This window comes from Bacillus sp. UNC438CL73TsuS30 (assembly GCF_000482325.1).
Lineage (GTDB): Bacteria > Bacillota > Bacilli > Bacillales > Cytobacillaceae > Neobacillus.
The window spans coordinates 230,585-256,372 of record NZ_KI535296.1; the positions used below are offsets into that span (position 1 = coordinate 230,585).

Annotated in this window: 15 protein-coding genes and 1 pseudogene; all 16 read left to right on the forward strand. The window is 34.2% G+C overall.

Annotated features, from left to right (window positions below):
* Positions 1–14 precede the first annotated feature (14 nt).
* A complete protein-coding gene (locus M028_RS0122730; protein ID WP_026575883.1) occupies positions 15–1,049 on the forward strand; it encodes an acyltransferase in 1,035 nt (344 codons plus the stop codon).
* Between the two features lie 286 nt (positions 1,050–1,335).
* On the forward strand, positions 1,336–4,662 hold the full coding sequence (locus tag M028_RS0122735) for a CDP-glycerol glycerophosphotransferase family protein (protein WP_051591207.1): 3,327 nt from the start codon (positions 1,336–1,338) through the stop codon (positions 4,660–4,662).
* Between the two features lie 246 nt (positions 4,663–4,908).
* Positions 4,909–5,808 carry a UTP--glucose-1-phosphate uridylyltransferase GalU gene (galU, locus tag M028_RS0122740; protein ID WP_026575885.1) on the forward strand — a complete coding sequence of 300 codons (900 nt, stop codon included), beginning with the start codon at positions 4,909–4,911 and terminating at the stop codon, positions 5,806–5,808.
* Positions 5,809–5,898: 90 nt separating this feature from the next.
* Positions 5,899–9,129, forward strand: coding sequence for a CDP-glycerol glycerophosphotransferase family protein (locus M028_RS0122745; RefSeq protein ID WP_026575886.1), 3,231 nt, complete (start codon positions 5,899–5,901; stop codon positions 9,127–9,129).
* A 26-nt stretch (positions 9,130–9,155) separates the two neighbouring features.
* Positions 9,156–10,331 carry a glycosyltransferase family 4 protein gene (locus M028_RS30890; RefSeq protein ID WP_035424551.1) on the forward strand — a complete coding sequence of 392 codons (1,176 nt, stop codon included), beginning with the start codon at positions 9,156–9,158 and terminating at the stop codon, positions 10,329–10,331.
* 178 nt (positions 10,332–10,509) lie between these two features.
* A pseudogene (locus M028_RS0122755) lies at positions 10,510–11,712 on the forward strand (CDP-glycerol glycerophosphotransferase family protein); the annotation flags it as partial.
* Between the two features lie 297 nt (positions 11,713–12,009).
* A complete protein-coding gene (locus M028_RS0122760) occupies positions 12,010–12,726 on the forward strand; it encodes an IspD/TarI family cytidylyltransferase (RefSeq protein ID WP_026575888.1) in 717 nt (238 codons plus the stop codon).
* A complete protein-coding gene (locus M028_RS0122765; protein ID WP_026575889.1) occupies positions 12,719–13,750 on the forward strand; it encodes a ribitol-5-phosphate dehydrogenase in 1,032 nt (343 codons plus the stop codon). The genes M028_RS0122760 and M028_RS0122765 overlap by 8 nt, the downstream gene beginning before the upstream one ends.
* A 32-nt stretch (positions 13,751–13,782) precedes the next feature.
* Complete coding sequence (locus tag M028_RS0122770; RefSeq protein ID WP_051591208.1) at positions 13,783–14,943, forward strand: CDP-glycerol glycerophosphotransferase family protein; 1,161 nt, start codon at positions 13,783–13,785, stop codon at positions 14,941–14,943.
* Positions 14,944–15,021: 78 nt separating this feature from the next.
* Complete coding sequence (locus M028_RS33705) at positions 15,022–16,926, forward strand: CDP-glycerol glycerophosphotransferase family protein (protein ID WP_026575891.1); 1,905 nt, start codon at positions 15,022–15,024, stop codon at positions 16,924–16,926.
* A 255-nt stretch (positions 16,927–17,181) separates the two neighbouring features.
* Positions 17,182–19,677: an SH3 domain-containing protein gene (locus M028_RS0122780; RefSeq protein ID WP_026575892.1), complete on the forward strand. Its 2,496-nt coding sequence runs from the start codon at positions 17,182–17,184 to the stop codon at positions 19,675–19,677.
* A 62-nt stretch (positions 19,678–19,739) separates the two neighbouring features.
* Positions 19,740–21,959 carry an SH3 domain-containing protein gene (locus M028_RS0122785; RefSeq protein WP_026575893.1) on the forward strand — a complete coding sequence of 740 codons (2,220 nt, stop codon included), beginning with the start codon at positions 19,740–19,742 and terminating at the stop codon, positions 21,957–21,959.
* A 254-nt stretch (positions 21,960–22,213) separates the two neighbouring features.
* Complete coding sequence (gene tagD / locus M028_RS0122790; RefSeq protein WP_026575894.1) at positions 22,214–22,612, forward strand: glycerol-3-phosphate cytidylyltransferase; 399 nt, start codon at positions 22,214–22,216, stop codon at positions 22,610–22,612.
* Positions 22,605–23,804, forward strand: a complete 1,200-nt coding sequence (locus M028_RS0122795; protein ID WP_026575895.1) for a CDP-glycerol glycerophosphotransferase family protein — start codon at positions 22,605–22,607, stop codon at positions 23,802–23,804. Before tagD ends, M028_RS0122795 begins: the two co-directional genes overlap by 8 nt.
* Before the next feature lie 267 nt (positions 23,805–24,071).
* On the forward strand, positions 24,072–24,902 hold the full coding sequence (locus M028_RS0122800; protein WP_026575896.1) for an ABC transporter permease: 831 nt from the start codon (positions 24,072–24,074) through the stop codon (positions 24,900–24,902).
* Between the two features lie 17 nt (positions 24,903–24,919).
* Positions 24,920–25,720 carry a teichoic acids export ABC transporter ATP-binding subunit TagH gene (tagH, locus tag M028_RS0122805; protein ID WP_026575897.1) on the forward strand — a complete coding sequence of 267 codons (801 nt, stop codon included), beginning with the start codon at positions 24,920–24,922 and terminating at the stop codon, positions 25,718–25,720.
* Positions 25,721–25,788 lie beyond the last annotated feature (68 nt).

Sequence of the window (25,788 nt, forward strand, 5' to 3'; positions counted from 1 at the left end):
AGGGAGTATAGTGAATGAAAAAAGTTTTTTTTGGTATTGATTTATTAAAGATGATTGCAATTATAGCGGTTCCAAGTGTTCATTTTTTACTTAACACTCATTACTACAGTGTAAAATTAAATAGTCCACTGTTATATATTCAAACATTTTACAGACAAATTTTTATTGTTTGTGTTCCGCTATTCATAATGGCTACAGGTTTTTTGCAATGGAAAAAAGAGTGGAATAAAAAATATTTAAGAGGAGTCTTAAATATATTCCTAATTTATGTTATTTATTCAGTATTTGCCATTATCATCCGCGTATATCAATTTGGAGAGCAAGCGACTATAGCAAAATGGATTTCCATGATATTTTCCTTTAAAGCAGTGAGTTATTCTTGGTATGTGAATATGTATATCGGCCTTGCGTTAATTATTCCGTTTTTAAATGTTTTATGGCAAGGATTAAAAACTAAGAGGCAATTTGAGATTTTTTTACTTGTTTTATTTTTTGTTACGGGGATTCCAATGTTTTGGAATGGAGTACCTGCCCTTTTTGGGGAAGGGAAATTAATTACTTTCCCTTATTTTTGGATGACAGTATATCCGCTTTTTTATTATTTTATGGGCGTTTATATTAGAGAATACAATATCAATATGGGAAGATTAAAAAGCTTTAGTTTATTTTTGATCATTACTCTACTAGAAGTAGCTATTCTTATTGGATTTAATAAAGGCACAAAATTTATAAATTTTGTCGGGGGATATGGTTCTGCTTTAATTATGCTTCAAACTACCTTTTTATTTTTATTTTTATATCAAATCAACCCTCCTAAAAATAAATTATTTTCATGGATTAAAGTTCCGATCCATTCAATCTCTACCTTAACTTTGGATATCTACTTAGTCTCATATGTAACGGACAGGTTTGTTTATCGTTATTTTATGAATAATATTTATGAGAAACAGGACACAGCTATTTTATATGCACCTGCTATTGTGATCTCTACTTTTACTATGGCATATGTAATTTCTTTGATTAGGCAAAAGATAATAAGTATTAGATAAAAGATTCGTATCAACTTAAATAATATTGTAAAATCTCCGTTAGGAATATTTAATGTTTATTGAGGCTAATTCATATTATGGGTTAGCCTTTCTAATTAGCAAGTTTCTTCATTTTCTATACATAATAGCTATAAATTGTTAAAATCTAATAAGAAACTTGTCGAATTTTAAAAGCTCGAAAAAAGTAGCATGAGGCTAGAAATAAGAAAAGTTACTTGCCTACTTAATGAATTTGAATTAAGTATGGTTTTATTTAAAAATATCTATCGTAGGTGATCAATAAAAGATGGTATTACAATCGCTGAGAAAGTTGAAACGATTTTTAACAAATTCAAATAAAAATCGATTAAAAAAACTATTACGTATTCAACAAGAAAATCAAATGCTGTACATAAGTGGTGAATTAAATGAGAATTACAAGGCAAAGGAACTTTGGCTTATATCAAATAGTGAAGAATCAAAGTTCAAAATTGCTGAAACTAATCTTTCATCAACATTCTCTTTTGAAACTGATATAACAAAATACGAGGAACTGATTCAGGAGGAGATTTATAAATTTTTCATTTTAGTACAAGTTCCGAAGGATCGATTAACGGAAAGTCAATATAATAAGATTCAATCTACTGCGAAAACAATTCAAAGTCCTGATGGTAGTCTTATTTTAGAGTACTTTATTAGGGTTGGGAAATTCGAAAAGACGGATTTTAAAGGGTTACATGAATTTACATTAGGAGAAAAATCGGGAATTATCTATCTGACTAAGAACAATTTCGTATCGGTTGCATTTGATAAGGAAGTTAACAACAAGCCAAAGGTTAAAATTAATAAAATCAAATCAACAGGGCATCAATTTTTTATTAGTGGTGAGGTGTCAACAAATAGTCTCCGTATTGTTGAGGCATTTATTTTACTTTCTGGCCGTGAAACAGGAATTAAGGTTCGAATCCCAGTTGAATTAGACTTTTTGCCCAAAAAAACTATTCAATCGTATGGAAATAGTTTTTATCGTTATCAATCAACAGTCAATCTAAATACAGTATTAAATGGTAAACCCTTAGAAGAGGATATATATGACTTCTTTTTAGATCTTAATTTAAATTATAGTATAGCAAATACGTCAGTAAGAATGGGGCATCCATCTATTCGAGCAAAAGGGTACTCTCAACCTGCATATGCAGATGGGGGAGATATGATGTATATTGCAACTCCATACTATACCATTAAATATTTTAATCTTTCCCTTCAAATTAATAAGTTTGAAAGGGATATCCTTGTCTATCTGAAACGAATGATGAAATGGGCATGGCTTTTAAGACCCTTGTACGCATATCGAAATATATGGATTGTTGGAGAACGTCCTTATAAAGCGCAAGATACCGGATATCGTTTTTTTAAATATATGCGAACAGAGCATCCGGAGTTAAATGTAAATTATGTTATTGAAAAGGATTCTCCAGAATTAGAGAACGTAAAAGAACTTGGTAACATATTGTTTTATGGGTCTAAAGAACATATTTGGCATACAATTATGGCAAGAAGAGTAATAGGTTCTCATCATGCTGATTATCTCTATCCTTTAAGAACAGATAATTTTAAAAAGGTCGTAAAGGCAAAGAAGGTATTTTTACAGCATGGGGTTATGGGAACTAAAAACACTGTCCATTTTTATGGAATTAAATCCCCAAGCTTTGATACAGACCTGTTTATTGTTAGTTCTGAATATGAAAAAAGTTATATTGTCCAAGATTTCGGATATAACCCAGCTGATGTAGCGGTTACAGGTTTATCTAGATTTGACAGCCTTTTTCGAAATGATGTTGAAGTAAAAAGACAATTATTAATAATACCGACATGGCGTGAATGGATCGTTAACGATGAAATTTTCTTAGAAAGTGAGTATTTTGAGCGGTATCGCTCGTTAGTTAATCATCCCAATCTTCATGAATATGCAAGAAAATATCATTTTGAAATTGTCCTTTGTTTACATCCTAATATGCAAAGATTTACGCCTTTTTTTAGTGACGCACCTGTTAGAATCGTGAGTCAGGGCGAAGTAGATGTTCAATTTTTATTAAAAGAAAGTTCCCTTATGATTACTGATTATTCCAGTGTCGCCTTTGACATAAGTTTCTTACATAAACCAATCATTTATTATCAGTTCGATCGTGACCGATTTATCGGAAAACAGCCATCCCATCTTGATTTAGATAATGATCTTCCGGGAGATATTGTATATGATCTTGATGAAGTGCTTAATTGTGTTGAAAAATATGCAAGAACTGATTTTGAAATGGAACCAGAATATAAAAAACGTGCGGGGAAATTTTTAAAATACCACGATTTAAACTCTTGTAAAAGAATTTACGAGAGAACACTTAAAATTCGTAGAAAACCACTTTATTTATCCTTGTTTAAAAATGAATTTGTTAAAGCCGCTTATCGTAAGTTTAGGAAAAGTAAACTTTATTTTCCAACAATGAAGATTTTCTATAAAGCAGCTAAGACGGTGGTTCCTATTGATAAGAATTTAATCCTTTTCGAAAGTGGATTAGGAAAACAATATGCTGATAGTCCTCGATATATTTATGAGGAAATTGTTCGAAGAGGTTTAAAATATAAGAAGGTGTGGGTCTATAATAAGCAGAAACGCTTTAAAGATCGTAACACTATATATGTAAAAAGACTAAGTGTTAAATACTATTATTATTTAGCAAAAGCCGGATATTGGGTTAACAATCAAAACTTCCCAACTTATATCAAAAAAAGACCGGGTACCACCTATGTTCAAACTTGGCATGGGACACCATTAAAAAAAATGCTTTTTGATATAGAAAATGTCCAGGGAAGAACGGATGATTATGTGGAGCGTGTCTCAGCAGCTACAAAAACTTGGGATTATTTGATATCACCCAGCCCATATGCAACCAATGCGTTTAAAAGTGCATTTCGTTATGAAGGGAATATTCTTGAAATAGGATATCCCCGTAATGATATTTTTTACCGTGAAGAAAGAAAAGTGCTAGCAGGTAAAATACGTAATAGTTTAAAGTTACCAGAAAATAAAAAGGTTATCCTCTATGCACCAACTTTCAGGGATAACCAAACGAACGGAACAAATCAGTTTACCTTCGACATTCCTTTTGACTTTGAACTGATGAAAGAAAAGCTGGGGAATGAATATGTACTGTTGCTAAGAATGCATGTTGTGATTAAGAATAAAGTGACGATTCCTGAAGAATATAAGGATTTTGTTTTTGATGTATCTAAATACCCTGACATACAAGAACTGTATTTAATTACAGACGTCCTAATCACAGATTACTCTTCGGTCATGTTTGATTTTGTAAACCTAAAACGACCAATTTTATTTTATACCTACGATTTGGAGTTTTATCGTGATCAATTACGTGGATTTTATATGGACCTTGAAGAGGAAGCACCAGGACCATTGATTAAAACAAATGAAGAGTTAATAAATGCTCTTCAAAATATTGATAAAGTTCAAGAACGGTACCAAGTAAAATATAACACCTTTTACAATAAATTCTGTCAGTTAGAGGATGGATATGCTGCGGAACGAGTAGTAAATCGGATTTTTGATACTAACAATTAGGGGTGAACAAAAATTAATAATAAACAAGATGTTGGAATCCATCCAACATCTTGTTTTTTTTTATAACTATTTTTCAAATTCTATACATATAGATAAAAAATTGCTAAAATCTAATATGAATATTGTCGGAATTTCGGGAAAACGAAAGAATTTTATCCGATAAAACAAAAAGGTATAAAATCCCATGATATTTAAAGAATAAGATAAAAGAAACCATATATCCATTTGTTCGGAGGCGTTAGTATTTTGAAAAAGGTGAGGAAAGCTATAATACCAGCAGCGGGTTTAGGGACAAGGTTTTTGCCCGCTACAAAGGCGATGCCTAAGGAGATGCTCCCAATATTAGATAAACCAACCATCCAATATATTGTTGAAGAAGCAGTATCTTCTGGAATTGAAGATATTATTATTGTAACTGGAAAGGGAAAGCGCGCTATTGAGGATCATTTTGACTTTGCACCTGAATTAGAAAAGAACTTAATTGAAAAAGAAAAATTTGATCTTCTTGAAAAAGTACGTTATTCAACCAATCTTGCCGATGTGCATTACATTCGACAAAAAGAACCAAAAGGGTTAGGACATGCTGTTTGGTGCGCACGTAATTTTATTGGTGATGAACCTTTTGCTGTCCTATTGGGGGATGACATTGTTCAAAGTGATATTCCGTGTTTAAGTCAATTAATAAGTCAATATGAGGAAACACTTTCCTCGGTTATAGGGGTACAACAAGTTCCTCAAGAGGAGGTTTCAAAGTATGGAATAATAGATCCTGCCTCAAAGATGGGGAGACGATACCAGGTAAATCAATTTGTTGAAAAACCAAAACAAAACGAAGCTCCTTCAAATTTAGCCATAATCGGACGTTACGTTTTTACACCTGAAATTTTTATGTTTTTAGATGAACAGGAAACGGGTGCTGGGGGAGAAATACAATTAACGGATGCAATTCAAAAATTAAATCAGATTCAACGCGTATTTGGTTATGAATTTGAAGGAAAGCGTTATGACGTTGGGGAAAAGCTAGGATTTGTTAAAACGACTATTGAGTTCGCATTACAAAACGACGAGCTAAAAGAGGATATTTTAAAATATTTGCAAGAAATTGTTTACCATCTGAACCCTTCTCCTTCGAACGTTAAACCTTAGTAATAAGTTTACACCCGTGCAAAATTCAGGGGTGTATTTATTGTCGGAATATAACCCTTTGAATTCATTTAGAAATGTGAGATGAGGTAATTGAAGTTTAATGTGTTTTTAGATAAAATTTACCGTTTAAAAAGTAAACGTATTAAAATGATTTTAAATGTTGAGTCACAAGAGATTAATGATATAGCACAATATTATTTTGGCATTGCCTACCGAACTGACAGTTTGCAGCCCGTTATGTTAAAAACCAAGATTCAAGTTGTAGATAAAAGTATTGAGGTAATTATTTCATACAATGAACTTAATAAAATTCGTGACGGAGCTTTAATGGATTTCGTCTTAAAGTCAGAAGATAATTATCAATATTTTAAAATTATTAGTAAGTTAAAAAAGAGCTTTTCTCTGCAAATTAGTGAAGAAATTATTTTTATTGATAAAAGTACCGAAGATATAATAATTAATAGAAGACTTTCGGAAGAGGCTAGGATAGAAGCAAATATAATTCAATCTTATAAGGGAAAAAGGTTTGAAATTAGTGGTTTTCTCTATAAGGGGCTTCATAATAATAATCTTAAAATAAAAAGTTTCTATTTAGAAAACATAGATACAAATGAAAAAATATTTTTTGAGTATTTTACAACTAATGGTAATGGATTCAAACTGGTAATCAATTTATGGAATTTTACTTTTTATGAAGGTGATTGGCAATTATTTTGTCTAGTGAATTTCAATGGTGTAGATAAAGTAATGGATGTCACTTATTTTATTGATCAGCCTAAGCTTCAAGGGGACTACCTAGAATATAATAATTCACTTTATTTTTATGAAATATATGAAAATAAAAAATCCCAAATTATTTTACATATAAAGAAAAATAAACATAAATTTGTTTTGTTTGAAATTAAAGATGTTGCTTTAGAGAGAAATTTATTAATAATTAAGGGGTTTCTTCAGTTTTATCTAGTAACTAGTAAAGAAGACAGGGCAACTCAAATTATTCTCATTAACAGAAACACAAAGGAACAAATCAGTTTCCCAATTGAAACGAATCTTAACGGAGAATTTTTAGCTAGAATTCACTTCGATGATGAAAAAAACATTATTAAAGAAACAGGAATTTGGGACGCCTTCGTTTCACTTCAAATTAGTGGTATTACTGAATTGATTCGTATAAAAATGAATTCGAATGAAGATAGAGAAGAATTCTCTGGTTTTTCAAAACCTTTCTTTAATCAAAAATACGGTATTGTAAAAAATATGAGGTCCTACATTACAATCGATGATAATTTAGCTTTTCACGTAACTGATGACATTCTTACCTGTGACATTACAAGGTTAGAGTTAGACAATGGGAAGACCAAAGTTAGTGGTTTCATTTTTACTAACGAACTGGATTTCGTCCCTAAACTTATATATGTTAAAAGAATTAACGGGGATGAACAGATTCCTTGTATTAGCGAATTTAAAGAGGAGAACAATCTTTTTAATTTTACAGCACTTATAGATTGGTCAATATTCGATATTGGTCAAATTCAAGAATCCAACCTACAATTTATGATTAAAATCCTTATTAAAGATAAGGAATATTTATTTGAATTAGTTTCAAATTTCGATGATATTCCAAATAAATCGAAAATCTTTATTTATCCACCATTATATGTCTCTAATAATGGTTATCCCCTTGTTGTTAAACATTCTTATAACAGAAAAAACAATTTGCTAGTTTCTCTTGATAATTCATTGAATGCAAATTGCATTGATTTGGATCGAAAATATAATGACTTTTTAATTAAAGTATCTGCTGAAATTGATAAGGTTTTAATTAATTCCAATGATGTGAAATTAGTTTTAAAAAATAAAAGTACTGCAAAGGAAATTAAAATTTCGCCTGAGGAAATCAGTCCAAGCAAAACATATTTCTTTAGGATTAGTAAAAGTAAATTTGGGGATTTTGATCTAACAGCTAGTAACTATGATATATTTTTTGAAGTGCTTTTCAATGGACAAATAATAATTACAAGAGTGAAAGGACACGTTTCAGAGTTAATTGAAGCTAACTCCACCTTTAAGAATAAGGCTATAAAATTGAATGAAGGGTTATATTTTTCTCTTTATTTTGACCGAAAAAGTGAAAATCTAAATTTTGAGATAAGGGATTTAAGGGCAAATGAAAAATTTGGAGAAAAAATTAAATTCTTTTTAGCGAGGGGACTTGCAAAAGCTACAAGAAGGTTTATTAAAAAGCCTGTATGGTTAATTGGAGAGAACCTAGGAGAAATTGCTCAAGATAATGGCTTCGCATTCTTTCAGTATTGTTTAGAAAACAAAAAGAGCGAAAGTTATTACTATGTAAGTAAGGAAGAAAATAAAAATGCAGAAAATCTGAAGCCTTATCAAGAGAATATCCTATTGTATGATAGTTTTAAACATTACTTTTTATATTGGGCTTGTCAATATTTAATTGTAAGCCATGGAATTCGTGATGTAACTCCAAGTATTGTTCACAATAAAATGAATAGTAATCCGAAAAATATGATTTACCTACAACATGGAATTATTGCCATGAAGAAGTTGAAATTTAATAAGGATTCATACAATGGAAAGATTAAAAAATTTGTTGTCTCATCGGTGCATGAAAAAGAAATTTTAATTAAAAAAATGAATTTTAAGCCAAAACAGATTATGGTAACAGGATTAGCAAGATTTGACTCTTTAAGTGATAAAAGTAATAAAAAAACATTAAAAGAAATTTTACTAATGCCAACTTGGAGAGAATGGATTATTGATTCTGAAGCGGACTTTCTTACTTCAGATTTTTATTTACATTATAGTGATTTATTGAATGATCAGCATTTGCATAAACTTTTAGAACAAAATAATGCTATATTAAAGTTTTTCCCACATATTGAAATTCAAAAGAAATATATGCATTATTTCTCCTCGTTTAATGAAAGGATAAAAGTTGTTAATATCAACGAGAAAAGTGTTAAAGATCTTATTCAGGAAAGTTCGTTACTAGTTACTGACTATTCGAGTGTTGTTTTTGACTTTAACTATTTGAAAAAACCAATTGTTTTTTATCAATTTGACATTTTTGAATACTTAAAACGCAGAGGCTCGTATGTAGATTTAACAAAAGATTTAATAGGTGACGTAGCTTATACAAAGGCAGAGTTATTAAATTTAATAACTGATTATGTTAATAATGATTTTAAATACAAACCGATTTATCAAATTAAATCTAAGAAATACTACTCATATCGAGATCGGCAAAATTCCAAACGGATCTATAATGAGATTAAAAAACTTAAGAACAAATGATTCACTGAAGAGTAGAGGCGAAAGATTTGAAAATTACATTTTTGGTTTATAATATTTATGGGATGGGTGGTACAGTAAGGACTGTTGCAAATACAGCTAATTACTTTGCTTCCAAAGACTACAAGGTAGAAATTATTAGTATAAGAAGAACGAGTGAAACACCACTATTTATTCTTGATCCTAAAATAAAGCTCACCCCATTATTTGATGCTAGAAGAGGTATGTTGTTTACAAAGAATACTCCAGGCTACAAAAGATTTTTAAAACAGATGCTTTTAAAAATGCCAAGCTTCCTAATGGATAAAAGTGAAGATTTGTATCAAATGTTTAACTTATTTATTGACTTAAAGTTATTATCTGTAATAAAAAAAATCAGTAGTGGTGTTCTAATAACAACGATCCCATCTTTTAATATTTTATCTGCAAAGTATTCGAATCAGAATGTGATCAAAATAGGCCAAGAACATAAATTTTTTGAAGCTCATGATGAAAGTCTGCAAAGAAAAATTAAAAAGTACTACCGAAAACTCGATGGTTTAACTTGTCTAACTAGTGCTGATAAAGCAGACTATGAAGGTGTTCTAAGTGGTAGTCAGGTTAAAATCTATAAAATAGAAAATGCAACTCATATACCTGAAGAAACTGCAGAATTAGACAAGAAGGTTGTTATTGCTGCAGGGCGGTATTCTTATGAAAAGGGTTATGATTTGTTAATCGAAGCATTTTCCAAAGTGATTAGTAAACATCCAGATTGGAAATTGAAGATATTTGGTGTCGGTTCTGAAGGGGAAGCATATCGAAATCTCATCTTTGACCTAAAAGCATATAATAATATCTATTTAATGCCAAAAACAGATAATATTATTAAGGAAATGATTAATTCATCAATTTATGCGTTAAGTTCGAGAAGGGAATCTTTTGGTATGGTTTTAATAGAGGCAATGTCGGTCGGCGTTCCGTGTGTAAGTTTTGCCTGTACAGGGCCAAAAGAAGTTATTTTGGATAAAGTAGATGGTTTGCTTATTGAAGAAGGTGACGTTGAAAAGCTTGCTGAAGGACTACTAACCCTTATTGAAAATGATACATTAAGAAAAGGGATGGGCAAAAACGCAAAAGAGAATGTTGAACGATATACTTTTAATGTTGTTGGCGGAAAATGGGAGCGTTTGATTAAAGAACAATTGAAATTAAAATCTGTTTAAATGTATTGGAAGAAACAAAACAGGAAATAGTCGTTTAATAATCTTTCATTATTATACGCGATTGCTAATGACTCTGGTATACCAGAGTCATTTTATACAAGTAGTTGTCGAATAATGACAGTTATATTATCATAAATAAATGAGTGCCAAGTAAATAAAACAATTGCTTTGATTTTAAAGAGGTGAATACCAAGAATTGATTTCATCACTAAAAAAATTATCTTTCACTAAAATTACATATAAATGGTTGTTTTTATTCGTCTCTTTATTTCCACCAAAGGAAAATCTTATTATATTTGAAAGTTTTCTGGGCAAGCAATATAGTTGCAATCCAAGGGCAATTTATGAATACCTTAAGAACCATCATCCAGAATATAAAATGGTCTGGAGCGTTGATCCCCGATTTGAAAAAGGATTCATTGATAAGAAGGTTCCATATGCAATTCGTTTTTCATTTAAATGGCTGTTTTTGATGGCAAGAGCCAAGTTTTGGGTAACAAATAGTCGGATGCCGTTATGGATTCCAAAACCCAAAAATACAATTTATTTGCAAACATGGCACGGTACACCGTTGAAGAAACTTGCAAATGATATGAGGGAAGTTCTGATGCCGGGAACAACCACTGAAAAATATAAACAAAATTTTTATATAGAATCTAGAAATTGGGATTACTTAATCTCCCCCAATGGGTATTCAACTGAAATTTTTAAGCGTGCCTTTCAATTTGATAAAGAGGTTATCGAGTCCGGTTATCCTAGAAATGATATTTTCTATAAACAGGAACGATACCAAATAGCTAGGGAATTTAAGCAAATACATGGAATACCTGATGATAAAAAAATTATTCTTTATGCCCCAACCTGGAGGGATAATCAGTATTATCAAATTGGTAAATATAAATTTGAGTTGCATTTGGATTTAGACAAATTAAATAAAGAATTAGGAAATGAATACATTATTATTTTAAGAATGCACTATTTAGTTGCTGAAAACTTTAATCTTGAGTCATATAAAGGGTTTGCCTATGATTTTTCTAAGCATGAAGACATTCAAGAGCTTTACTTGATTAGCGATTTATTGATTACTGATTATTCTTCTGTCTTTTTTGATTATGCTAACTTAAAGAGGCCAATGATTTTTTTTACTTATGATTTAGATGAATATAAAGAAGATATTAGAGGATTTTATTTTGATTTTGAGAAAAAAGCTCCAGGTCCGTTAGTTAAAACGACTGATGAAGTCATTATCGCAATTAAAAACATGGGTAAAGATCAAATTTCAACCGAGAAGTTTAATGAGTTTTATCAGCGCTTTTGTTATTTAGAAGACGGCTATGCAGCTGAACGTGTTGTAAAAGAAGTGATTTTAAAGAATCGATAAGTCACAAAGGGTTTGCCATCAAATTTGTTTGATGGTCTTTTTTTGAGATTGGTTTAATAATCAAATTATGATTGTAGGTTAAATGGTTGTTAAATTTAGGAATAAATAAGGACTATAGGATAAAAAATAAATAAAACATAAATAAAACATTACAAGATTATGTCCGGAATATTAAAAGATACAGCTCTTTATTGATAGAAAAAATGAAAGAGTGTATAGTTTTATATGAGTTTTTGTTAAGTTTTTGTTGAGTTTTGACAGAAATTCTTTCTCAAAAAATAAGAGGTGTTGAAAAAGATGATTTATGCAGAAATTCTTGCCGGCGGTAAAGGTACCCGGATGGGAAATATCCATATGCCGAAACAGTTTTTAACATTAAACGGAAAGCCGATTATTATACACACGATTGAAAAATTTTTATTAAATGATCGATTCGATAAAATTCTTGTGATGTCCCCAAAAGAATGGATCAACCATACGAAAGATATTATTAAAAAAAATATTGGAGAACATGATCGAATTGTCGTCCTCGAAGGCGGATCCGACCGTAATGAATCGATTATGAATGGTGTCCGCTATATTAAAGAAAACCATGGCATTTTTGACGAAGATGTGATTATTACCCATGATTCAGTCAGGCCATTCCTTACCCATCGAATTATAGATGAAAATATTGACGCTGCTCTCAAATATGGAGCTGTGGATACGGTTATTGAAGCGATTGATACGATTATTCAATCTGTGGATGGTGAATCCATTTCTGATATTCCGGTTCGTAACACCATGTATCAAGGACAGACACCGCAAAGCTTCAATATTCAAAAATTGGTTGGCTATTATGAGGCCCTTACTGATGAACAAAAGGAGATTCTCACTGATGCAGCAAAGATTTTTGCATTAAATGGAGAAAAAGTGCGTTTGGTTCGCGGTGAAGTATTTAATATCAAGGTTACCACTCCATATGACCTAAAAGTAGCAAATGCCATTATAACGGAGAAAATTAACAATGATTAATCAAGTCTATCGATTAGTGTCTCCAAGACAATTCGAAGTAACCTACAAAGACAAATCATTAAAATTTGAGAAAGATTCGATTGTCATCCGCCCTACTCATTTATCGATTTGTGCAGCTGACCAACGTTATTATACAGGCTCACGCGGGAAGGAAGCGATGGCCAAAAAACTTCCGATGGCGTTGATTCACGAAGGAATCGGCAAAGTTGTGTACGATCCGAAAGGTGAGTTTCCAACTGGAACGAAAGTAGTCATGGTTCCAAACACTCCTTCCGAAGAGGATCAATTTATTGCAGAGAACTATTTGCGTTCGAGTCGTTTCCGTTCAAGCGGCTATGACGGCTTCATGCAGGACTATATTTTTTTAGATCGGGATCGGGTTGTTCCACTACCGGAGGAAATGAACCCACATGTTGCCGCCTTTACAGAGCTGATCACGATTGCAATGCATTCGATATCAAGATTTGAACGAAGGTCCCATACCCGCCGCGATGTTCTCGGTGTCTGGGGAGATGGGAATCTTGGTTTTATAACGTCATTGATTCTTAAGAAAAAATATAAAGACAGTAAAATCATTGCTTTTGGTAAAAATGAGCACAAGCTGGCGAATTTCTCGTTTGTCGATGAGAGCTATTTGATTAACGATATTCCCGGAGATGTTCTTGTCGATCATACATTTGAATGTGTTGGCGGCAAGGGCAGCCAGTATGCAATTGATCAAATGATTGATCATATTCAACCTGAGGGCTCCATTTCGATTATGGGTGTGTCCGAATACCCGGTTGAAGTGAACACAAGAATGATTTTAGAAAAAGGAATCACGATGATTGGCTCAAGCCGGAGTGGTCGTGAGGACTTTGTTAACACCGTTAATTTTATGATGGAACATCCGGATGTTCTTGAATATTTCAGTGTTTTAATTGGAGAAGTCTGTGAAGTAAAAACAATTCAGGATATCGTTAACTCGTTTGAAAAGGATTTGACCTCATCTTGGGGCAAGACCGTCATGGAGTGGAAGATATAAGTGATCTGTATTGTGAAAGGAAGGCATTATACGTGCAGTATTTAAAATTTGCACCGACTATCTTGACGAAATTCGTCATTAACACTCTATATTCCCTGTGCTGCCTCCTTTTCAAAGTGGATTCACAAAGAATTACCTTTGCTTCTTATCGGTCTAATCAAATGACAGGGAATCTTTTATATATTTATAACGAAATGAAGGCAGAATTTCCGAATAAAAACTATCACCTCTTATTTAAAAAGTTTGATAGTTCATTAAGCGGAAAAATTGCATATTTTCTTCATCTTGTTAAGGCGATATATTATCTCGCAACATCTCGATTCTTTATCATTGATGATTTTTATTTCCCTGTCTACGCCATTCACCCTAGAAATGGAACAGAAATTATCCAGTTATGGCATGCAGCAGGGATCTTTAAAAAATTTGGTTTAAGCACGGTTGGAAAACCATTTGGTCCAAGCCAGGAATATTTAAAGCATATTAAGCTTCACTCAAATTATTCAAGGGTTTATGTGAGTTCAAAAGTGGCCGTACCCCATTTTGCGGAAGCATTTGGAATGGCTGAAAAAAATGTGTTTCCATTAGGAGTCCCAAGAACGGATTATTTTTATGACAGAGAAAAAATGGCCCAAATAAAAGAACGCTTTTATTCGCAGTATCCTGAATTAAAGGGAAAACAGTTAGTCTTATACGCTCCAACCTATCGGGGTAAAAGTCATTATCAGGAAGATTGGAAAAGTCCAATTGATTTTAGCCAGTTGAAGGAAAAATTAGGCGGCGATTTTGCGATGCTTATCCATTTGCATCCGTATATGTGCGCTCCTGATTTAACAGATCATGAATTTCTTTACCATATTCGTAATGAGTTTACGATTGAAGAATTGCTGACATTAACGGATCTTCTGGTTACTGATTATTCCTCCGTTATTTTTGATTATAGTTTATTGGTCAGGCCAATGGCTTTTTTCGCCCATGATGTAGAAGATTACATTAAGGAAAGGGACTTTTACCTTGATTATCAATCGATGGTACCGGGGCCAATCTTTTATGATACAACATCATTGGCTGAGTGGATGAAGCAGGGGAGCTTTGATTTAGAAAAAATTAAAGCGTTTCGTGACCGTTTCTTTGATTACTCCGATGGGAAAGCATCGAAACGTATCGTTGACCACTTGTTAAGGAAAGTAGAGTAGATTTGAAGGAGGGTTTCGAACTCTTCTTTTTTCTTATATATTTATATTTGGACATAAATTACAGATTGGAGATACAGCATGCTGAGAAGAGCGAAGAGGCTTATCAGAAGGGCCATGTTTAGAAAAAAAACGGCCCAAAACAGTAATGAGGCTGTTATCGAGTACGGAAAGTTTTCCGATCAGCCGATGATTGTCGATGATGAAAAAATAATTATTAATAAACAAAACCTGGGTGAGTCGCTTCCGTTGATTGCGGAAATGGCTGGGGTGGAAGAAAGTCTCATTCCCCGCAGAAAAGTGACGACATTAAAATGGAATGGTCCGATTTTAGAAATTGCCGGGTATTTTTACATCGAGAATCTGCCGCTTAAGGATGAGGACCTCGTAAAAAAACGGCTTGTGCTGTTAGATGGAGCGGGGATTAAAGTAACCATTCCTCTATATGATATTTCAAAAGAAGACATCGAACATGATGAAGAGATTAGTGATTTATATTATTGGTCTGGATTCCACGGGAAAATTAATTTTGCGACATTAAATCAAAATGCTCCGCTTCCACAGGGAGAATACAAAGTCTATATCGAGACCGAAGTTCATGTATTAGGGGATAAGGTCTATCGTAAGAGCTTTCCACTTGGAAATATCGAGAAATTCCTTGATAAAGGCTTCCATTCAGCAAAAATGGAGTATTTCACAGCGAAAAGGGAAATGAAATTTAATTTATTGGCCACCTATGATTTACCGAGGAAGACATTAAAGATTACATCGAGCAAACTGAAGGATATGGATCCGAGAGAAATGGCGCTTGATGCAGAGGATTATCAAAGAGGGGTCTTCTACCGTTTCTTTTCGAAAACGGTCTTTCAATTCCTATATCGTTTCTATTGCATGCGGCCAATCAAACAAAAGCAAATCCTATTTGCTTCTGACAGCCGCAGTGATATGAGCGGTAACTTCCAATTTGTTTATGATGAAATTATCCGCCGTAATTTAGATTTTGATATTCATTTTATGTTAAAGCGTGGAGTGGACGAGAAGAAAACCTACCGTGAAATCGTTCAACTAGCCAAACTGATTGCAACTTCCCGATTCGTAATTTTGGATGATTTTTACCCAATGATTTATCCGTTGAAAATCCGCGAAGGTTCCGATTTGGTTCAACTCTGGCATGCAGTCGGGGCCTTTAAAACCTTTGGCTTCAGCCGACTTGGCCGACCGGGCGGTCCGTCACCTAAATCGATTAATCACCGTAACTATACAAAGGCGATTGTCAGCTCGAAAAATGTTGCCAAGCATTATGCAGAAGGATTTGGGATTGATTTGGATAAAGTTATTCCAACCGGAATTCCGCGTACAGATGTCTTTTTTGATCAGGAATACCAAGAGAATGTTCGTGAACGGCTTTACGAAGAGTATCCGTTCTTAAAAGGCAAAAAAGTAATTATGTTTGCACCGACCTTCCGCGGTAACGGCCAGCAATCGGCCCATTATCCGATGGAAGTTCTAGACCTTGCAAAGCTTTATGAGGATCTTCATGATGAATATGTATTCTTATTTAAGATTCACCCATTTGTGAAAAACGATATAACGATTCCTTATCAATACAGTGATTTTTACTATGATTTTTCGTCCTATCGGGAAATTAATGACCTGCTCTTTATCTCGGATATTCTTATTACCGATTACTCATCAGTTTGCTTTGAATATGCTTTATTGAATAAACCGATGCTATTTTTCGCCTTTGACGTGGAAGAATATGTTCGGACCCGTGACTTTTATTATGAGTTCCATTCCTTTATACCTGGTCCGCTGGTCCGCTCCGCTGAGGAAATTATTAAAACAATTGAAGAAAAAGACTTCAAGATGGAAAAAGTTGAACCTTTTGTTCGCTATTTCTTTGACGAGATAGACGGAAAATCAAGTACCCGAGTTGTTGATGATATATTATTACAAGATGAAACAAACGAAGACAATAAGGAATAAAGAGAAAACACCCAAGCATTTTAGCTTTGGGTGTTTTTTATGAATTTAGATATTCCTTTAGTCAACAGCAATCTGTGAAATATTTGAATTTTCCTACAGCACTCTTCCTTTTATTCTATTTTTAAGCAAGTATTTCCATGAAACTATTTAAAAACCTTTATTAATAAGCGATAATAATAGTATTGTAGAAAATTGCTGTTTAATAGAAGGATTTGTAGTAAAAAAGGCTCAGAAATACTACAGGGGTGTATTTTAATGAAAGAATTCGGGAAAATCGTTCTTTTATCGACAAGTTTGGTTTTTAGCGGGGCAATAACTCCTTTATCTCCATATAGTTTAGATAAGGCTGAAGCAGCAAGCACCTTAAAGCTTGCCAATATTAGCTTTCAAACGACTGCAAATGTAAACCTAAGGACGGGCCCAAGTACCAAAAATAAAGTTGTTATAACAATTCCAAAGGCGAAAACAATCACTGCTTTTGAACAAACAGGAAATTGGTTTAAGGTTTCCTATCGGTATAGTTCTAAGGGAAAAACAATTACGAAAACGGGCTGGGTAAGCGGCTCCTATATCAAGAAAATCACTTCGGCTGTGCCAAAAATCAATACAGTCAAGTTTAAACAAACAACATATCAAACGACAGCTAGTCTCAATCTTCGTTCCGGAGCAGGAACGAAATATAAAGTTTTACAATCCATTTCTAAAGGAAAAACAATCACAAGTACTGAGAGGACAGGAACGTGGTATAAGGTTGTTTATACATATATCAATAATGGGAAGTCCGTAAAAGCGACAGGCTGGGTAAGCGGAACATACTTAAAGGAATATTACAAAACTTCCAGCCTCACGGGTGCTTACTACTTTACAAATAAGTTGGTCAGTCTTTATCCAAGTGCTGACACGAAGAAAAAAGCAGTATATAGTCTAGCCTCAGGGAATGGCTTTTTCATCACCAGTAAGGTTGTAAACAGTTTGAGCGAAACATGGTATAAGGTCTCCTATAGTGGAAAAACGCTATACCTTAATAGCAAAGATGTTACGAAAGCCACGGTTCAGTCTTTTACGGCGGCAAATTATCAAGCAAATAAAGATACCAATCTTTTCACTTCAGTTGGCAAGGCTTTTTCAAAAGCAGGGCAAATACCAAAAGGGACGATTATTTCCACAAGTAAAAAAGTGGGAGATTGGTATGTAATAAAATATAACGGGAAGTCCGGCTATGCTGATTCGAAGGATTTTACTAAATACAGCCTGCCCACTGAGGAAAAGCTAAATGAAGCGGATGATTACCTTGCGATTACAGATGGGGTATTAAGAGTCGGTCCCGATGACTCCTCTAATCTATTGTCGACGATTCCAAAAGGGACTAAGCTTTCTCCAAGCGCAAAAACATCCAATGGCTGGTTTAAGGTTACGTATAACGGGATGACAGGTTATATCAATGAAGGCTCTATCCAAAAGGCCGAGGATCTTCCTCCTGTAAAAGAAGATTCAAGCGAGGTCCCAATTGCCAAGGCAACCTATGTTGTTTTGGCAGAGCTAAATCTTCGGGAGTCCAATGATACGGCGTCTAAAAGTCTTGACGTTATTCCGAAAGGAACAATTGTAACTCCGATAAGCCTTACTTCTGATGGATGGTATAAGGTTTCCTATGATGGAAAAACAGGATATGTATTTGGCAAATATCTTCAACAAGTGATTACAGGAGATCCAATGGGAAATCGGAACAGCTATCAATTCATTGATTTAAGGACGCAATCCTCGGTAACCCCAAGTCAAATTGACAACTATATTGCCAGTTATGAAAAAACAAGCGGAAAGACAAGCATCCTTCATGGAAAAGGAAACGTGTTTATTGAGACTGGTAAAGAATATGGGGTAAATGCTTTATACTTGGCTGCCCATGCGATTCATGAGAGTGCGTTTGGAACCTCAGCCATTTCAATTGCAAAAAATAATCTGTTTGGCTTTGGTGCCTATGATGCAGCACCATTTATGTCCGCTTACCGGTTTACAAGCGTTGATTTATGTATTGACTATATTGCCCGTGAGATCAAAGCTACCTATTTGAATCCATCCAATTGGAAATATAATGGTGCCTATCTTGGTTTTAGTACGAAAACCTTATCAAACACAAGAATTGATGAGGCCAGTGAAGGTATGAACTTTTACTATGCCAGTGATCCAAACTGGGGCAAAGCGATTGCTCAGCATATGGAGAATATTCTCCAGTATGATAAAACTTTTTATGTAAAAGCAAGCAAAGATACAACGATCCCAACAAGACCGTCCATCCCTGCGGGCAGTGACGTTTTTCCTAGCAATATCCTGGCCATTGCCCAGAGTAATCTTGTTCTTGATAGTAAAAAAGGAATGAATGATGCGGTTAAAACCATCAGTAAAGGCACATTGTTCTACGTATTGGAAAAAACAAATGACTTCTGGTTAAGAGTAAAGGTTGATGGCAAAGAGTATTGGACAGATGATATAAAATTTAGTTCCTATGCAAGCTATCTATCTGTGCAAAATCTAGGCAGAGTGACAACAGCAAAACTAAATGTTCGTCCTGCTGCGACAACGAACAATACGCCAATCGCGACCTTATCTTTGAACGATCTAGTTCAAATTGTTTTGAAAAAAGATGGGACTTTAACGATGGACTCAACTAAAGGCTGGTACCAGATAGTATTGGCAAATGGAACCACTGGATGGGTTAGTGCAGGCTACGTCTATACAAAGGATTTTAAATAGAATCATAGTTACGTAGATGATATAAAAAAGAATTATAGAAAAGTAATGAGGAAGTGTAGTAAATGAAAAATATGGGGAAAGCGATTATTTTATCAACGGGGCTGTTATTAGGGGGTGAAGTATTTGCCCCAGTAGCACCGATCGGTATGGGACATGCTGAAGCTGCAAGCCTTGTCCATTTCAAAACATCAACCTATCAAACGACTGCTAATTTAAAAATGCGGTCTGGTGCAGGAACCAAGTATAAAACGATTATAACCATTCCAAAAGGAAAAATGGTTCTATCATCTCAAAAATTAGGGAACTGGTATAAAGTAAGCTACACATACAAATCCAAGGGTAAGACGGTTACGAAAACAGGTTGGTCAAGCGGGTCATATTTAAAGAAAAAAACTGTCAGCTTAGCAAAGACCTCTGTTCCTAAGACTGTTAAATTTACAAAAACAACCTTCTATACATCTGCCAATGTAAATATGCGCACTGGTGCTAGTACGAGCAAAAAGCTGATCATGACCCTTAAAAAAGGAAAAACTGTAACATCAAATGAGAAAAGTGGCAAGTGGTATAAAGTATCCTATGCTTATGGGAAGCATGTGACCAAGTCTGGTTGGGTAAGTGGAAGCTATTTAAAGGAATACTATCGTTATACAAAAACAAGCGGAACATATTACTTTACGAATAAAACAACGAAGCTTTATTCCCATGCAGATAAAAAGAACAAGTATATGTATATCATTCCTGCTTATAACGGTTTTTATTCGTCGCAAAAAGTGGTCAATAGTATTGGACAAACTTGGTACCGTGTTTCGTATAATGGCAAGAATCTTTATGTCTATAGTGGTGATGTGAGTAAATCATCCACCAAGACCTTTGCGAAAAAGAATTACCAGGTGAAGACAAGTACATATGTTTATTCATCTTATGGAAGTGCTTATAAACATCTTGTCAGTCTTCCAAAAGGAGCTATGATCTCTACCATGCAAAGTGTTGGTTCTTGGTATGCTGTAACCTATAAGGGGAAAAAGGGTTATGTTCCTGCCTCAGCTGTGCAAACACCACCAAAGGTAAATAACAGTATTAAAGAGGAAAATGTAACCGAGGCTGCAAAAACTTATTTGGTAACAGCTGATTTAAATTTACGAAAATCAGAGAATTCATCATCTGATCGGCTTTCAGTAATTCCAAATGGTTCAACGGTACAATCCACAACGAAAACAGGGTCCGAATGGTACAATGTAACGTATAAAGGGAATACGGGCTATGTGTACGGCTCTTACCTAAAGGAATATACGCAAAATGCGGATTACCGGTTTATTGATTTACGCTCCAAATCTTCTGTAACAGCAGGGCAAATTAATAATTACATCGCTGCTAATGTCAATGGAAGACCTAGTGTGCTTTTAGGTAAAGGGCAGGCTTTTATTGACGCTGGGAATAAATATGGTGTAAATGCTCTTTATTTAGCCGCACATGCGATCCACGAAAGTGCATTCGGGACATCAAGCATTTCCTTAGGTAAAAATAATTTATTTGGTTATGGTGCCTATGATGCTGCACCGTTCTTTGGCGCATATCGTTTTTCTTCCGTCGAGGCCTGCATCAATTATGTTGCCCAAAAAATGAAAGCTGATTATTTAAATCCTAATGGAACGCATTTTGAAGGGGCCTTCCTAGGATTTAGAACGAATGATAAAAACGGAACACGGATTACAAGCAAAAGTATTGGGATGAACTACTGGTATGCAAGCGACCCAAACTGGGGGAATGGAATTGCACGCCATATGAATAACATATTGGCCTTTGATAAGAGCTATTATAGCAAAGCTGCTATCAATACCTCTGTTCCTGCAACTCCTGGAATTCCAGTCGGAAGCGATAAATTGCCTGCTAATATTCAAGTGGTTGCAAAAAAGGATTTATCTAGTGTGGTTAAAAAGGGAACCAACTTTATCATGCTTGAAAAAACAAATGATTTTTGGGTAAAAGTTCTTGTAGAGGGCAAGCAATATTGGGTTGATAATATTCGTTTTTCCGTCTATAAGGATTATATTTCTGTATTAAATTTAGGTCGAGTTACCATATCTACATTGAATGTGCGCAAAGAGCCAGGAAAAGAAATCATCGGTTATTTGCATTTAAATAATTATGTAGAATTGGAATTGGATAAAGATAAGAAAGTTATTTCGGAGACGAAAGATGATATCAAGTGGTACAAAGTCAAATTATCGAATGGAAAAATCGGCTGGGCAAGTTCAGCCTATATTGCAAGAGAACTTAAATAATCAAAATGCTGACATGCATCATATATTGATGTGGTCAGCTTTTTTAATGTGTGATCACAAACCCTAATCCAATTCTGGTATTTTGATGGAAACATCACGAATATGCATTGAAATTTAAGATTGATAGTCTTATAATGAGTTGGTAAGTTAATTTTATGTAAATTTAAGTTGTTTTTTTTGTAAATAATTGACGACTTTTGATAGATGACAAACATTGAAACTAATTCTTTCTAATTATAAGGAGGAAATAATATATGAAAAAAGTACTAACATACGGAACATTTGATTTACTACACTTTGGACATATCAATTTACTTAGCCGTGCAAAAGATTTAGGTGACCATTTAATTGTTGGTCTTTCTACGGATGAATTCAACAAAGGGAAAAACAAACAAGCTTATCACAGCTTTGAAAATAGAAAATTAATCTTAGAATCGATTCGTTTTGTTGATGAAGTGATTCCTGAGAACACTTGGGATCAGAAAATCCAGGATGTAATCAAGCATGATGTTGATATCTTCGTTATGGGCGACGATTGGAAAGGCAAATTCGATTTCCTTAAAGACTATTGTGAAGTAATATACTTACCAAGAACAATTGGGATTTCGACATCTCAAATAAAAAACGACTTAGGAATGGTGACAAATGGTTAGGGAACTAGCCATTTCTTTGTATCTGTTTGTCTTTAAGTGTGTGTTTTCTGTTTTCAATTTAATGCCGCTTAAAGACAAAACTACCTTTGTCATCAGCTTTGGTGATAACAGCCAATATGTCTTTGAGGAAATGCGCCGCCAAAACGTCCAAAATGAAGTGGTTTTCCTATGCAAAGGTAAAAGTATCGCCATTTTTAAGGACTATAAGGATGTTACCTGTGTTCCATTTGAAACCAACAACCTTATGAATTGGTTAAAGTCTATTTATCATTTAGCGACATCCCGACATATTTTTATAGATAACTATTTTGGTTTTCTTGCCAGTGTTACATTCAAGCAAGAGGTTACTTGCGTTCAGCTATGGCATGCCTCTGGTGCGATTAAAAAATTTGGCCTTGAGGATGGGTCCGTTAAAAACAGAAGTGAACGAGCAAAACAACGTTTTTTACAAGTCTACCAACAATTTGATAAAGTCGTTGTCGGTTCAGATGTTATGGCAGCTACTTTTATGAAATCCTTTAATCTAAAAAAAGAAAACATTTTAACAACAGGGGTTCCAAGGACGGATTTCTTTTTTAACGAAAAGGAGAAACAAAAAGCGATTCAAAAGCTGACTCGCACGCATCGTGTCTTAAAAGATAAAAAAGTAATTCTTTATGCACCAACCTATCGTGACCATGAGCTGGAGAATTTCTCACTTCAGCTAAACGTAGAAAAAATGAGCAAAGAACTTGGAAATGAGTACATTTTAGCTTTGCGTTTACATCCAGCAATTAAAAACTCGGTTGATTTCTCTAAATTACACTCGGATTTTGTCGTTGATTTCTCCTCCAGTCAGTATGATATCAATGAGTTACTTGCGGTGGCTGATTATTTGATTACAGACTATTCTTCCATTCCATTTGAATTTTCCTTATTACGAAAACCCATTATCTTTTTCGCTTACGATTTAGAAGAATACAAAAAGGACCGCGGTGTTTTAAATGGCTTCGAAGAAAATCTTCCTGGTCCGATTGTGAAAGATACTGACTCAATTATTGATTTGGTTCAAAATAATCGCTTTGATCAAAAAGTTGTTGATCATTATGCTGAAAAGTGGAACAAATTCTCCAATGGCCGTTCAAGCCAAAATTTGGTTCATTATTTATTTGGTGAAAAAGGTGTGCAAATCCAACAACGAAGAGCACAATAATATTGATACCAGCTTCGGGTAGATTTATTGCTCGGAGCTTTATGTTTTTATCCCGCATTAACGGGCAGTAAGACCCCTAATTTATCAATTTAAGGGTACAATAAGGTAAGATTAGTCAACTGCTCGTAAATGCCCGATTGATTCAACTAACAATCAGTGGGGATGAAAAAATTCCCCACTGATTGAGTTTCATTTTATAATGCCCATTTGGGGAAATTAATGTATAATGAACAAGGTTATTATTGTTTAAAAGGAAGGACAATTTTGATGAAGTCAATGATTACAATAATAAAGGAGCAAATAAGTTCCTTTTATCTGATTTTGAGACTATCTGCATTTGAAATGAAAAGCGCCAATACGAATAACTATCTTGGTCGGCTGTGGGAGGTACTAAATCCAACCATTCAGCTTGCAATTTATTGGGTCGTTTTTGGTGTAGGGGTACGCCAAGGACAACAGGTTAAAATGGATAATGGCGAACTCGTTCCTTTTTTTATTTGGTTAGTAACGGGGATGATTGTTTGGTTCTTTATTAACCCAGCGATTTCAGCTTCATCGAGGTCGATCTATTCTAGAATCCAGCTTATTTCAAAAATGAGCTTTCCAATGAGCGCGATTCCCTCTTTTGTTATTATGGCAAATTTTTATACTCATTTAATGCTAGTTGCTGTTGTTACGATTTTTCTACAGTTTACAAAATTTAAATTGTCGCTGTATTTTCTTCAACTTCCTTATTTTATGATTGCGACACTGGTGTTTTTACTGGCACTAGGATTAATCACCTCGACACTTTCGACGATTGTAAGGGACGTTCAGCAAGTTGTTCAATCCGTTTTAAAAATGCTGCTTTATTTAACACCTTTATTGTGGCATACGGACCATTTAATCATTAAAGGCGTCGACTATGCCTTTTTATTAAAATTAAATCCCTTGTATTATATTGTGGAAGGGTACAGGGCTTCATTAATTGGAACGGCTTGGTATCCGGTGGAATATCCGCAATATACCTTATATTTTTGGATCATTACGCTTGTTTTGTTCCTAATAGGTTCTGTTCTACACCTGAAATTCAGAAACCGCTTTGTTGATTACTTGTAATATTGGGGTGACTCTACATGACAGAAACGGTAATTGTCAAAAATGTTTTTAAAAAATATAAAATGCATAAATCACCAAAGGAAAAACTGCTGGATGTAATTTTACCAGGAGGCTACGGTGAAGATTTTTATGCACTTCAAGATATCTCTTTTAGAGCCAATCAAGGTGATGTAATTGGTTTGGTTGGGGTGAACGGTTCTGGGAAATCAACCCTTTCGAATATCATTGCCGGCGTTATCCCGCCTACTACAGGAACAGTGCAATCGCACGGTACTACTTCAATTATTGCGATTTCCTCAGGGTTGGATAACCAATTAACTGGAAGAGAAAACATTGAATTAAAATGTTTAATGCTTGGCTTTAAAAAGAAAGAAATTTTAGAACTTGAGCCTCAAATCATTGAATTTGCGGACCTTGGGAAATTTATTGATCAGCCGGTAAAAAAATATTCAAGCGGAATGAAATCACGTCTCGGTTTCGCTATTTCTGTTACCGTTGACCCCGATATTCTCATTGTCGATGAGGCATTGTCCGTAGGGGATCAGGCCTTCGCGGAAAAATCAAAGAACAAAATGTTTGAATTTAAGGAGAAAGGCAAAACGATTTTCTTTGTCAGCCACTCAATGAAACAAATAAAGGAATTTTGTAATAAAGCCATTTGGCTAGAGTACGGGGAAATTAAGGAATATGGTACGGTAACAGAGGTTATAGCCAATTACGAAAAGTTCCTAAAAAAATATAAAGCGATGACCAATGAAGAACAAAAGAAATTCCGCGAAGAAGTAATGCGAAAACAAAGCGGCTTGGCAACAGTATAAAATATATTTCATAAAGCCTAAAATGGTTAGCTGGGATTAGCTTCCGTTTTAGGTTTTTTCTTTTTCTA

Excerpts from the sequence above, each read along its gene's own strand:
- M028_RS0122730 (WP_026575883.1), top strand. The coding sequence starts at position 15 with ATGAAAAAAGTTTTTTTTGGTATTGATTTATTAAAGATGATTGCAATT.
- M028_RS0122735 (WP_051591207.1), top strand. The coding sequence starts at position 1,336 with ATGGTATTACAATCGCTGAGAAAGTTGAAACGATTTTTAACAAATTCA.
- M028_RS0122760 (WP_026575888.1), top strand. The coding sequence starts at position 12,010 with ATGATTTATGCAGAAATTCTTGCCGGCGGTAAAGGTACCCGGATGGGA.
- M028_RS0122765 (WP_026575889.1), top strand. The coding sequence starts at position 12,719 with ATGATTAATCAAGTCTATCGATTAGTGTCTCCAAGACAATTCGAAGTA.
- M028_RS33705 (WP_026575891.1), top strand. The coding sequence starts at position 15,022 with ATGCTGAGAAGAGCGAAGAGGCTTATCAGAAGGGCCATGTTTAGAAAA.
- M028_RS0122780 (WP_026575892.1), top strand. The coding sequence starts at position 17,182 with ATGAAAGAATTCGGGAAAATCGTTCTTTTATCGACAAGTTTGGTTTTT.
- M028_RS0122785 (WP_026575893.1), top strand. The coding sequence starts at position 19,740 with ATGAAAAATATGGGGAAAGCGATTATTTTATCAACGGGGCTGTTATTA.
- tagD (WP_026575894.1), top strand. The coding sequence starts at position 22,214 with ATGAAAAAAGTACTAACATACGGAACATTTGATTTACTACACTTTGGA.
- M028_RS0122795 (WP_026575895.1), top strand. The coding sequence starts at position 22,605 with ATGGTTAGGGAACTAGCCATTTCTTTGTATCTGTTTGTCTTTAAGTGT.
- M028_RS0122800 (WP_026575896.1), top strand. The coding sequence starts at position 24,072 with ATGAAGTCAATGATTACAATAATAAAGGAGCAAATAAGTTCCTTTTAT.
- tagH (WP_026575897.1), top strand. The coding sequence starts at position 24,920 with ATGACAGAAACGGTAATTGTCAAAAATGTTTTTAAAAAATATAAAATG.